Annotated in this window: 11 protein-coding genes; 5 read left to right on the top strand and 6 right to left on the bottom strand. The window is 60.4% G+C overall.

What is annotated here, in order from left to right:
• Positions 1–12: 12 nt before the first annotated feature.
• From K0U62_00875 to K0U62_00865, 3 genes are read right to left on the bottom strand one after another with little or no spacing between them, the layout of a single operon-like run.
• Complete coding sequence (locus K0U62_00875; protein ID MCH9800068.1) at positions 13–1,638, bottom strand: DUF885 domain-containing protein; 1,626 nt, start codon at positions 1,636–1,638, stop codon at positions 13–15.
• Positions 1,639–1,647: 9 nt separating this feature from the next.
• Complete coding sequence (gene recN / locus K0U62_00870; GenBank protein ID MCH9800067.1) at positions 1,648–3,375, bottom strand: DNA repair protein RecN; 1,728 nt, start codon at positions 3,373–3,375, stop codon at positions 1,648–1,650.
• Positions 3,372–4,280, bottom strand: a complete 909-nt coding sequence (locus tag K0U62_00865; GenBank protein ID MCH9800066.1) for an NAD kinase — start codon at positions 4,278–4,280, stop codon at positions 3,372–3,374. The genes recN and K0U62_00865 overlap by 4 nt, the downstream gene beginning before the upstream one ends.
• A gap of 227 nt (positions 4,281–4,507) precedes the next feature.
• On the opposite strand from K0U62_00865, the gene K0U62_00860 reads away from it, so the two are divergent.
• Genes K0U62_00860 through K0U62_00840 form a run of 5 tightly spaced genes read left to right on the top strand, consistent with a single transcriptional unit; the run spans position 4,508 to position 9,672 of the window.
• Positions 4,508–5,707, top strand: a complete 1,200-nt coding sequence (locus K0U62_00860) for a branched-chain amino acid ABC transporter permease (protein ID MCH9800065.1) — start codon at positions 4,508–4,510, stop codon at positions 5,705–5,707.
• A gap of 3 nt (positions 5,708–5,710) precedes the next feature.
• Complete coding sequence (locus K0U62_00855; GenBank protein MCH9800064.1) at positions 5,711–6,694, top strand: branched-chain amino acid ABC transporter permease; 984 nt, start codon at positions 5,711–5,713, stop codon at positions 6,692–6,694.
• Entirely contained in the window at positions 6,684–7,553 is an 870-nt protein-coding gene (locus K0U62_00850) for an ABC transporter ATP-binding protein (protein MCH9800063.1), read from the top strand. Before K0U62_00855 ends, K0U62_00850 begins: the two co-directional genes overlap by 11 nt.
• A 31-nt stretch (positions 7,554–7,584) precedes the next feature.
• On the top strand, positions 7,585–8,400 hold the full coding sequence (locus K0U62_00845; protein ID MCH9800062.1) for an ABC transporter ATP-binding protein: 816 nt from the start codon (positions 7,585–7,587) through the stop codon (positions 8,398–8,400).
• A gap of 39 nt (positions 8,401–8,439) precedes the next feature.
• Positions 8,440–9,672: a CoA transferase gene (locus K0U62_00840; GenBank protein ID MCH9800061.1), complete on the top strand. Its 1,233-nt coding sequence runs from the start codon at positions 8,440–8,442 to the stop codon at positions 9,670–9,672.
• Between the two features lie 130 nt (positions 9,673–9,802).
• On the opposite strand, the gene K0U62_00835 is transcribed toward K0U62_00840, so the two are convergent.
• From K0U62_00835 to K0U62_00825, 3 genes are all read right to left on the bottom strand, one after another.
• On the bottom strand, positions 9,803–11,086 hold the full coding sequence (locus K0U62_00835) for an ABC transporter substrate-binding protein (protein MCH9800060.1): 1,284 nt from the start codon (positions 11,084–11,086) through the stop codon (positions 9,803–9,805).
• Between the two features lie 98 nt (positions 11,087–11,184).
• Positions 11,185–11,997, bottom strand: a complete 813-nt coding sequence (locus K0U62_00830; protein MCH9800059.1) for a TlyA family RNA methyltransferase — start codon at positions 11,995–11,997, stop codon at positions 11,185–11,187.
• Between the two features lie 2 nt (positions 11,998–11,999).
• Positions 12,000–12,392 carry a hypothetical protein gene (locus K0U62_00825; GenBank protein ID MCH9800058.1) on the bottom strand — a complete coding sequence of 131 codons (393 nt, stop codon included), beginning with the start codon at positions 12,390–12,392 and terminating at the stop codon, positions 12,000–12,002.
• Positions 12,393–12,501 lie beyond the last annotated feature (109 nt).

The raw sequence follows: 12,501 nt of genomic DNA, 5'->3' as shown, positions 1-12,501 counted from the left end.
AAGACCAGCCTATCAGCGGTTCAGGGCTGCCATCTCCCGCCCGAACTGGGCGAGTCCCATCGAGCCGAGCGCAAGAGCGTCCGAATGCCATTGCCGTAGGTTGAAATCAGCCGGTTCCTGCGCCTCGGCCTGCTGGCGGGCCCGCAACCATTCCCGCTCACCTAGTTTGTAGCTAATCGCCTGCCCCGGCAGCCCTAGGTAGCGCTGCACTTCGCCGGCCGCTATCTGTTTTGACGCCAACGCTTGCCGCTGCAATAGCTCGCGAGCTCGATCGGCAGTCATCGGGCTGCCCGCTCCCGGGAATCCAGCTGGGATAACACGGTCGGTATGCAAACCAATGTCGACTACCAATCGAACGGCACGAAGCATCTGCAGGCTGAGGTAACCAAGTCGAGTGATGGGGTCCTCGTACCAACCCTGCTCCTCGCCCAGCCACTCGGCATACATCGCCCACCCTTCGGCATGCCCAGTGGTCGATCCCAAAGTTCGAGAAAACCGGTTCAGCGAGTCCGCGGCCACCATGCCTCCCAACTGCAGATGATGACCGGGGACACTTTCGTGCAGGCACAGCGCATCTAGTTGCCAGCGGGGATAGGTATCTCCGCTGGTGATGGGAAAGCACATGGTCCCCGGTCGAGTGAAATCTTCACTGGGGGGCAGGTAGTAGGGCATCAAACCGACATCATCTTTAACCAATTGAATCCGCAACTCACGCAGCCTCGGATCAATGTCGAACAACGTGCTGTCGATCAGGTCAAAGGTGCGGTCCACCCGCTGGCGCAGGTACTGCGTGAGTGAGGCCTCATCTGCTAACTGGTATCGAGAATCGTGCTGAAGCACGTCAGCTACTTGATCGAGGCGGAGTTGCGAATCGAGTTCAGCAGCGGCATCCCGAATCAGCCCGCCAACGCGCGCCATCTCCGTCATCCCCCAGCGCATAACCTCGTCGAGGTCGAGGTCCATGCCGGTGAACATGCGCGCATGCAGCAGGTAATCCGACTCACCCACCCCATCGACTGGCCTGGCCCATTCGACGTACACGTCCGCCAACCACATGGCCGTCAGCCGAAACGCGGCCGTAGCGTCTGCCACGGCCGCCGCCAACTCGGGACCGCCCCCAACCGTCTGGATCTGCTGCGGCAGCCAAAGTCCGGCGTACCCGGATAGCTGCTCGGCAACCGCGACACTTTGCCGACGAGATGCGACCAGTCCTGCCGCCGCGCCCTGCTGCAGTGACTCCCGCCAACCAGCCAGCGAATCTGGAATCGCTCGCACGACGTCAGTGAGTGCCGATGAATCGCCACCGTGGGCCAGCAACTCAACAGTGGTGCGAATCTGCTGCGGCGGACTATCCATGGTGTTGAGGTCTCGCAGATACTCGCCCGCCTGTCCGAGATCAACCCACGCACCTAGGCGCTCTACCAACAAATCCCGGCTGATCCGGTCAGCGTCAGTGTCAATCGGCAACTCTTCTGCCTGAGCTAGCAGCGACGACATCAACTCAACGCGTTCTTGACAGGCCGCCGGACCGAAGTCGGTCAGACCTTCATTCGCTACTCCCAGTACTGCCGAAAGACACGGATCCTGCGCCGCAATATCCGTGACAACCCGATCGGCGAACACGGCAACCTGAGCCACTGCCGTGCCCTAGATCCGGGTCTCGCGATGCTTGGTGGCCACGTCGAGAAGCTCGGCAGCATGGGCGGTCGCTGTCGCAGAATCGTCACTGCCTGACAGCATGCGCGCCAACTCCCGACTGCGCTGCTCCCCGGCCACTTCCATCACCGTAGATCGAGTCACTCGCCCATCTGTTCCCTTGCTTACTACGACATGTTGGTCAGCGAACACCGCCACTTGCGGTAAATGAGTCACGACTAGCACCTGCGAATGATCCGCCAATCGGGCAAGTCTTCTCCCCACTTCAACGGCAGTCTTGCCGCCAATCCCGGAGTCAACTTCATCGAAAACGAAAACTGCCGGCGGGTCCGACTCCGCCAGCACCACCTCGAGCGCCAACATGATGCGAGACAACTCGCCACCGCTGGCCCCCTCTCCAATCGGCGACCAGTGACCACCGGGGTGAGGCTGCAACCGGAAATCCACCGTGTCGACGCCAGTGGCGCCGAAGGCCACCGTGCGACCGTCGGGAAGCCTCAGTCCGGTCTCTGCTTCCTGTTGGGCCACCTCTGCGCGAAACATCGCATCCGGCATAGCCAGTTCGCGTAGTTCAGTGGTCACCGCAGCACTCAGCCGCTCCGCTGCAGCTTCCCGCAGCTCAGACAGTTCCGCAGCCCGCTTCTCGAGCCGCTGCAGCAGTTCCGCAATCTCCTCCTGAGCCGCCTCCTCGGTGTCAGCAGCATCGGTGAGTTCGGCAACCTCGGTGCGCGCGTGGTCTTCCCAGGCCAACACATCTGTCAGGGTGGGGCCGAAATCTCGCTGCAACTTCGTCAGCGAGGCCTTGCGACGCTGGAGTTCAGCCAGCGCACTGGGATCTGGTGCCAGGTCGCTGGCGTAGCGATTCAACTCCGCCACGATGTCATCCAGCAGCAACGCTGCCTCACCGAGCCGCTCAACTAGCGGCGTCAAATCGGCATCCAGCCGAGCAGCGCGCGCCACAGATTGCTGGGCTGCGGCTAGATCCTCCAGGACCCCGTCCTCTGCACCTGCCACGATGGTCAGGGCTGCGGATAAGCCCTCAGCCAACTGTTCTACATTTGCCAATCGCAGGATCTGCTGCGGAACCTCGTTTTCCTCACCCGGCTTGGGTCGGACTTCCGCAACTTCCGCTAGTCCCTCGTGGAGTTCCGCTAGCCGAGACTCCTGCTCGCTGCGCTGCCGCTGAAGCTGCGCCAGTCGGTCGATTGCGGCCAAGTACTGCTGGTAGTCCTGCTGGTAATTTTTTAGCGCGGCTGCCAGTTTATGGCCACCGAAGGCGTCTAACGATTGCCGCTGGCGTTTCCGGGACCGCAACTGCAGTTGGTCACTTTGTGAATGGCGCTGCGCGATACCGTCACCTAACTCACGCACGAGTGCCACCGGCACCGCCGCGCCGCCTAAGGCTGCCCGGGCCCGACCACTTGCTAGCACCGAACGTGACACGGTTACCGCACCGTCAGGCTCCACGACGCCACCAGCGTCGGTAACTCGCCGGCCCGTGGCCCCAGCGGGATCCACCAACACCGTCGCCGACACATCTGCTCGTTCACCAGCCACCATGCCGGTATCCGCTCGGTCGCCCAGCACCAGACCCAGGGCGCCCACCAGCAATGTCTTACCGGCACCGGTCTCACCGGTAAATGCGATCATGCCGGAACTGAACTGCAACTCGCACTCGGCGATCACGCCTAAGCCGCGAATATTGAGTTCGGCAATCATCCGGTCACTCCCCTGCCTCGCCAACCACTCACTGGTAGGTCGAACTTAGCCACGAGCCGATCTGTGAATTGCGACTCGTGCAGCCGGGCAAAGTGAACTGGCGTTGCCAAGACAGTCACCTCGACTCGGTCGCGCGGCAGCAGATCGATCATGCGGCGGCCGTCTGCCCACAGCAGTGCCTCTGGAGAATCGTCCTGCACGGTGATGGCTACGGTAGTGCTTGGATCCACCACCATGGGTCGGGCAAACAGGGCGTGGGCGCTGATCGGTGACACCAGCATCGCCTGAACTACCGGCCACACCACCGGTCCGCCGGTCGACCAGGCATAGGCCGTTGATCCCGTGGGGGTGGCAACGATCAGACCATCACAGCCCCAGCGAGAGAGTGGCCGACCGCCGATTTCCACCAGCACATCAATCATTCGTTCCCTGGCAGCCTTTTCCAAACTGGCTTCGTTCAGTGCCCAGGTAGACCAGATTTCCTTATACCCGCGCAGCACACGCACTGACAGTGCCGTCCGATCCTCTACCCGGTAACTGCGATCCACGATGCTGGCCACGACATAGGGCACATCATCAGATTCCGCCTCCGCGAGGAATCCGACATGACCGAGATTCACTCCCAGCAGCGGTAGTCCGGCGGGGACTGCGTACTCGGCAGCCCGGAGAATCGTGCCGTCTCCACCAACCACGACCACGAGATCGCAAAGACCCGACATCTCTAGTCCATCTTGTGCGACCACCCCCGGATCCGGTGCGCCCTCTTCACGAAAAATCTCGTGCGCCACCGCATCGAACTCGTCACGAGGTAGCCGCACCGCAATCCCTGCGGACCGCAGACCAGCCGCTAATCGCGCGGCAGCAGAGATGGCCTCTGTCCGGCCCGTGTGGGTAACCAGCAGCACCTGGCGAACTTCGCTCACTGGACCACGCTAACCGGAGGGACCGTCAGGTTGCGGCACGCCACTCAACTTCCTGTGAATCTCTGGCCTGCAACGATAGTGTGCAAAGGTCTACAACCGCTTATCGGGTTGCAGTTCCAAAGGAGGAGTCTGTGATTCCCCAAAGCAGGCGACGATCGGTCGCCTTGCTCGCCATCGTGGTGGGTGTGCTGTCGGCTCTCGCGGTCGCGATGGCACCGACAGCCCACGCAGATGGTGCCATCATCAAGGGGTCCATCAGCGATCCGGAGGACGCTCCGATCGCTGGGGTCGTCTTCACCGTGTCGAATGCGGATGGCTTCAACGAAACTACCGAATCCGACGCCGAGGGTGCTTGGGTGGTCGAAGTCCCAGAGCGGGGCACCTACACCATCGATATCGACACTGGAACTCTTCCCGAGGGAGTAACGCTCACTGATCCGGAGAAGACTTCGCTCACAGTGACCCTGCTGTCAGGTAAGAAGACTGTTGTTTTCCCAACCGGGGAAGGCAGCACTGGTGGTGAATCCACAGTCGATCGCCTGTTGCAGTTGACCGTCGATGGTCTCGTGTTCGGTCTGGTGATCGCGCTCGCTGGCATCGGCTTGTCCATGATCTTCGGCACGACTGGCCTTACAAACTTCTCGCACGGCGAGTTGGTCACCTTCGGCGCCATTTCAACGCTGATCATGAATAACTTTTTCGAGCTGCCCTTTGTCCTCGCAGCGGCTGCGGCCATGTTGCTCTCCGCTCTCTTCGGGGCGTTCCAAGACAAAATCTTGTGGCTGCCACTGCGCAAGAAGGGCATCAGCCTGATCGCTATGCTGGTGGTCTCGATCGGGCTCGGTATCTTCCTGCGCTACGTCTATCTGTTCTTCCTAGGCGGGAGCACACAGCAGTTCCGGGAATACAGCGGCCAAGCCGGTATCGCGATTGGCCCAGTGGACATCACGCCCAAGATCATTGTTGCCACGGTGATCGCGATTGCGGCGATTACCGCCGTGTTGTTGTGGTTGGGTTACTCCCGGATCGGCAAAGCCAGTAGGGCGATCTCGGACAATCCGGCGCTGGCGTCCGCTTCCGGAATCAACGTTGAACGAGTCATCAACGTGGTCTGGGCCGTCGGCGCTGGTATGGCCGGACTGTCCGGGGTGTTGTACGCGATGAACATCGGTGTCACCTGGCTGATGGGCTTCCAGATTCTGCTGCTGGTGTTCGCCAGCGTGATCCTCGGCGGCCTGGGTACCGCTGCAGGTGCGCTCGTGGGTGCGCTGATTGTTGGTGTCTTGATTCAGGTGTCTACTTTGATCATTCCCACCGAACTCAAGAACGTGGGCGCGTTGTTCATCATGATCGTGATTCTGCTCTTCAGACCGCAGGGACTGCTCGGACGATCGGAACGGGTGGGCTGACCCATGGACTTCAACCTCATTATCAGCCAAGCCATCACTCAGGGCATTGGTGTCCAAGCAGTCATTTTCGCGCTGGCTGCTATCGGCCTGAACGTGCACTTCGGCTACACCGGGCTGCTGAACTTCGGTCAGGCGGGATTCTTGGCAGTCGGGGCCTACGGCCTAGGCGTCACCGTCACCACCCTAGGGCTCTCCTTCTGGCTAGGTCTGGTCGTGGGCCTTGGTGCGGCAGTAGTGTTCGCGCTACTGCTAGGTATTCCTACGCTGCGCCTCCGGGCCGACTATCTGGCTATCGTGACCATCGCCGCAGCGGAAATCATCCGGCTCACCGCCCGATCAGTCACCCTTCGCGACGTCTTCGGTGGTTCTGATGGAATTAATCGGTTCGCGAATGAATTCTATGCACTCAACCCATTCGATTCTGGGCTCGCCCTCGGCCCCATCAACTTCAGCCGCAACGATCTATTCGTCGTCGTGGTGGGATGGATTCTGGTCGCGGTGGCCTGCCTAATCGTGTTCCTCTCAATGCGAGCACCCTGGGGACGAGTACTCAAGGGCATTCGTGAAGATGAGGATGCCGTTCGTAGTCTTGGCAAGAACGTCTACTCCTACAAGTTGCAGGCCCTGGTACTCGGTGGCGTGCTCGGCTGCCTGGGCGGATTCGTTTTCGCAGTATCGTCGCAGTCGGTGCAGCCGGATAACTACGGCACCGACCTCACCTTCTTTGCCTGGGCCGCCCTGATCCTCGGCGGAGCAGCCCGGGTCTTCGGCCCGGTACTAGGGTCGATCATCTTCTGGTTCCTGCTGGTGCTGTTCGATGTGGCCCTGTCCGAGGCAGTGCGCAGCGGGCTAATCACTTTCATCGACGGTACCCAGGTTGGACAGATTCGCTTCTGGATCTTGGGTCTGTCCTTGATGCTATTGATGATCTTCCGGCCACAGGGGATCCTGGGAGACAAACGAGAGTTGGCCTTCGATGTCAAGTAGTGCAACCACTGCGAGCTCAGCTCGGGCAGCCCTGCAATCAGTTCCGCAAGAGCCGGGTGCAGCAAAACCGGATCCGATCTTGGTCGCAGATTCCGTTACCCGCACCTTCGGCGGTCTCACCGCCGTCGATGTTGCTCATTTCGAGGTACAGCGGGGTGCGATCACAGCCCTGATTGGGCCCAATGGCGCGGGCAAAACTACGTTGTTTAACCTGCTCACCGGATTCGACAAACCCGATACCGGTGAATGGACATTTGAAGGCCGAAACCTAGCGGGTACGTCGGCCTACAAAGTGGCCCGCATCGGAATGGTACGCACTTTCCAACTCACCAAGGCGCTATCCAAGATGTCAGTGTTGGACAACATGCGGTTAGGAGCACCGCAGCAACGAGGCGAAAGTTTCTGGACAAGTTTGTTGCCCTTCACTTGGGCAAGCCAAGAGAAGGAAATCACAGCCAAAGCGCGTGATCTACTGCGCCACTTCAAGCTGGCGGACAAAGAAGACGATTTCGCTGGCAGCCTTTCTGGTGGGCAACGCAAGCTGCTGGAGATGGCCCGAGCTCTGATGGTGGATCCCGACTTGGTGATGCTGGATGAGCCGATGGCGGGCGTGAACCCAGCCCTGAAGCAGTCGCTGCTCAACCACATTCGAGAACTCCGAGACGACGGAACCACGGTACTTTTCGTAGAGCACGACATGGATATGGTGCGTGACATTTCCGACTGGGTAGTGGTGATGGGTCAGGGTCGTATCATCGCTGAAGGCCCACCGGAGCAAGTGATGATGTCGCAGGCTGTCATTGACGCCTACCTCGGCGAGCACCATGACACCTCACTCGACACCGGCGAAGGGCAGTGACATGACGGTCGAACCCGGCTCCGGGGAGTTCATGGAAGAGCTCAACGTCGACGCTGCGCAATGGGGTCATTCACGAGAGCTCACCGATCGGACGCATCATCTCGCTGGAGCGGAGAACGCTTTATTGCGTGCTGATGAGGTTATGGCCGGCTACCTGCCAGGCGTCAACATTCTCAATTCCTGCGACTTCTACGTAGACAAAGGCGAACTGGTCGGCATCATCGGCCCCAACGGTGCCGGAAAGTCCACACTTCTGAAGGCGATGTTTGGGCTAGTCAAAATCTCTTCTGGCACCGTGCAACTCGCTGGCGAAGACATCACCAATCTGCGAGCAGACAAGTTAGTACAACAGGGGGTTGGTTTCGTTCCACAGACCAACAACGTCTTCCCCTCGCTGTCGGTTGAAGAAAACCTGCAGATGGGCGCTTACCTCGCTCCCAAGAAGTTCTCGGAGCGCTTTGACACCGTAGCGGGAATCTTTCCGCGTTTGGCCGAGCGGCGCAAACAGCGGGCATCCGCCCTTTCTGGCGGTGAACGGCAGATGCTCGCCATGAGTAGAGCACTCATGATGGAACCCTCCGTGCTGCTGCTGGACGAGCCCAGCGCTGGCCTGTCCCCCGCACTGCAGGATGAAGTATTCGTTCGGGTTCGCGACATCAATGCCACTGGCGTCACCATCATCATGGTGGAGCAGAATGCTCGTCGTTGCCTGCAGATCGTCCATCGTGGCTACGTACTGGATCAAGGCCGCAATGCCTATACCGGCAGCGGAAAAGACCTGATTCATGATCCCAAAGTCGTTGACCTGTATTTGGGCACCTTAGGCGCAGAGCGCGACCAGAAGTAGCTGCCAACCCCATCGGCCGCAGTCGCCGCTTTCTCTCGGATGCGGTCCCGCTACGCTGGCGTGATGCCCGATTCCGCACCATTGGCCGGTATTAGGGTTCTTGACGCGGGCACCTTCATCGCCGCTCCATTCGCCGCCACTGTGCTCAGCGAGTTCGGGGCTGAGGTCATCAAGATTGAGAACCCCAAAAACGGCGATCCGTGGCGCAACTACGGCACCGCCACCAACCGAGACGGTGACACCCTGGCATGGCTATCGGAGGCCCGTAATCGCTCCTCACTTCCGCTGGATCTTCGCCAACCGCAAGGAGCGGAAATCTTTCGGGCACTCGTGGAACACAGCGACGTCGTGTGCGAGAACTTCCGACCGGGGACTCTGGAGCGATGGGGATTGGGTTGGGAGGAACTCAGCGCACGCAACCCCGGATTGATCCTGCTGCGGGTTTCTGGCTTTGGCCAAACTGGACCCTATCGATCTCGGCCTGGGTTCGCCCGGATCGCGCAGGCTTTCGGTGGTTTGACTCACTTGGCCGGAATGCCTGACGGTCCGCCAGTCACCCCCGGTTCCACCTCGCTGGCGGATTACACCTCCGGACTATACGGCGCCATCGGCGTCCTGCTCGCACTCCGTGAGCGTGACCGATCTGGACGAGGCCAAGTGGTCGATGTCGCACTCTACGAAAGCATCTTTCGGCTGCTCGATGAGCTCGCACCTGCTTATGCAGCTACTGGCACCGTTCGGGACCGGGAAGGAACGGGCACAGCGTTGGCCTGTCCCCACGGTCACTTCCCCACCGCTGATGATCGCTGGGTCGCGATCGCCTGCACCTCAGATCGGATGTTTGAGCGCCTGACTGTGGTGATGCAGCGCCCTGACTTACTCGAACGCTTTCGATTCGCCCCCGATCGGCTTGCCCACCGAGCCGAGGTGGAACAGGCGGTCACCGACTTCACTCGCAGCCGGCAGCGGGGTGAACTACTGCGGATCTGCGAAGCCGGTGACGTTCCCTGCGGTCCCATCAACACAATCGCGGACATCTTCGATGACCCACAGGTCGCGGCACGAGGAAATCTTCAGCAGCTACACGACACGGAGGCGGGTGACGTGGTTGTCCCCGGTGTAGTGCCGAGCTTGAGTCGAACACCTGGGGCAATCACTTCGCTGGGACCGGCCAAAGCTGCGGGAGCCACCCGCATCCTGACAGAACTACTCGATCTGAGCGCTGATCAGATCGCCGAGTTACGGGATGCCGGAGTTATTGATACCGAGTGACGGACCTGGCGATCCGGACCGTGACCAGCTGGCGAAACGATGTGGCGAAAGGCTGGCCACACCACTAGACACGAGTGAGGGGCCGGTCCATACGGACCGACCCCTCACTGAGGTGAGTACTAGTACTTGATCAGGAAGTCGGCACCGGGGGCACCGTGCCCTCGATGAAGTCATCCGACTTGTACTGGTTGTTATCACCGAACTTATAGATACCCATGACAGCAGCGCCTGGGTCGCCGTTGCTCTGGAAGTCAATCGGACCGGACTGACCGTTGTAGTCAATGTCCTTGCCCTCTTCCAGGAACCCGGCGCACTCAGCGAAGCTTAGGCACGGCTCGCCACCAGAGGTCACCTCGACCATCTTGCTGGCAATATCCGGACCAGCGTCGCTGTCAGCCGCAATGGCAGCCAGCGCAGTGGTCACAACCGCGTCGTAGGACTCCGGTGCGTACGCGAAGTCTTCCAACTTGGGATCAACAGACACCAGCGCCTCCTGGAAGTCTCCAGTGGCCTGTGCGCCCGGCAGGGTGCCTAACGTACCGGCCAGGATGCCGTTTGGCAGACCCTTGCCCAGTGAGTTCGACAGGTTACCGTCCACCAGGAACAGCTGCGTCTTGTCAGGACCGATGCCCTGCTTGATCAGCTCCTGAATGATCTTCTTGGACTCTTCGAAGCCGATCAGCACGATGCCGTCGGGGTTCAAGGCCTTGGCCTGACCGACCTCTGCGTCGAAGGTTGCGGCCTTCGGGTCGTAGAAGATCGGGTCACCGGCGAGAGTTCCGCCAGCTTCTTCGAAGTTGGACTGGAAGTTCCCCGCGAGGCCTTCGCCGTAGGAGTCCTGCAGTACCAGTACGGCCGGCTTGGAGACGTTGGCTCCGGTGACAACCTCAGCCAGGACCTGGCCCTGGAAGGTGTCCGGCGGAGCTGTACGCCAGTACAGGCCGTTGTCGTCGTAAGTGCTCAACTCTGGTGAGGTGTTTGCAGGTGAAATCTGCAGTACACCAGCGCTGGTGATCTTGTCGATGATCGAAAGCGACACCGACGAGGAAGCAGCACCCACGATCACGTCAGCACCACGCTGGATCATCTGATCCGAGGTGGTTGACGCGATGTTGGTGGAGGTATCGCTCGAGTCACCCTCGAACACCTCAATCGGCTTGCCCAGCACGCCGCCAGCCTCGTTAATCTCCTTCTTAGCGAGATTGACGCCAGCGAACTCCGGTGGGCCGAGGAATGCCAGCGAGCCGGTCTGCGGCAGAACCGTACCGACCTTCAGCACCCCATCCTTAGGCGACGAGTTACCACCCGAATCGGCCCCATCATCACTACTGTCACTGCTCGAGCAGCCAGCTAGTGCAAGAGCAAACGCTCCCGCGACTACTGCTACCCGCAGTGTTTTCTTTTTGCGAGCCATAGTGTCCCTTCCTGACTCCCACGGATTCTCCGCGGCGCTGCCAACGTATCCGAGAAGCAGAGAAGTCCAACCCCCTAGACCAAACGGTTAACGGACCGTTACAAAGTCGTAGCCTTGTCGCAGATTGTGGCGACTTCGTCACGATCCAGCGCTGCGTCACCCCGCCGTAGCCAGAGAAAGAACTCGCGGTTTCCCGCCGGACCGGGCAGCTGGCTGGCAGCGATCGCTCGTGCGCCCCAACCCAACTCCGCTGCCGCCTCGCTAATTCGCCACACAGCAGCAGCGCGCTGATCAGGATCGGTGACTACTCCCCCTTTGCCGATTCCCTCCCGACCGACCTCGAACTGCGGTTTGACCATGACCACGAGATCGCCATCGGCAGCGACAACTGCGGTCAGTGCTGGCAGCACCAGTGCCAGCGAGATAAACGAGAGGTCAGCTACAACTAGCGATGGGACCGCTGGGATGTCCCCTGGCTGCAGATGGCGCACGTTGGTGCGGTCCATCACGACTACGCGCTCATCTGACTGCAATCGCCAGACCAGTTGGCCGTATCCGACATCGACCGCGATGACTTGTTTAGCACCCGCTCGCAACAACACATCGGTGAAGCCACCCGTGGATGCTCCGGCATCCAAACAACTGCGGCCAGTGACTGGGGCTAGTCCCCTGCTGCTGAAGTCTCGCAGCGCTCCGGCCAACTTGTGGCCACCACGAGAGGCGTACTCCTCACCTGCCGGTGCCCGCACGACAACTGGGTCGCTGTCCAACACCATGCGAGCCGGCTTGTCAGCCACCATGCCACCCACGGTTACTCTGCCTGCGGCAATGAAACGCTTCGCCTCCTCGCCGGATTGGGCCAAGCCACGACGAACGAGTTCCCTATCTAGCCGCCGTCTGGTGCCGGCCATGGTCAGCTGTCATCGTCAGCGCTGTCGGCAGTATCCGCATCGTCGGCGAAATCGGCTTCATCAGCTGAACTGAGCGCGGACTCCAAGCGCTTTAGTACGTCTTGCAGCACATCAGCCGAGGCAGCCAAGTCTGTGGGATCTAGATCGCCTAACCGTTCTAGTGCTGCGTCGATGGCAGGTTTGCCGGTCTTGGCCGCTCCAGCAAACTCCGATTGCAGACCGGCAACCATCCCGGTGACATCGCTGGCTGCCATACCCACTAAGCCAGCGGCACCCGCCTCATCGGGTAGTACTGCCATCACCTGCGCATCATCGACCAGATCCGCGGTTTCATCCGCCATCGCAGCCAAGTCAGCGTGGCTACCTTGCTCTTCGACCGGTTCGCTGTCGCTCATCATCACTTCTTCGCGGTGGACTTCTTCGCGGTGGACTTCTTCGCGGTGGACTTCTTCGCGGTGGACTTCTTCGCGGTGGACTTCTTCGCGGTGGACTTCTTCGCGGTGG

Source organism: Actinomycetes bacterium (genome assembly GCA_022599915.1).
Lineage (GTDB): Bacteria > Actinomycetota > Actinomycetes > S36-B12.
The sequence above is the reverse complement of the archived record's forward strand: the minus strand, read 5'-3'. Positions and strand labels throughout refer to the sequence as shown.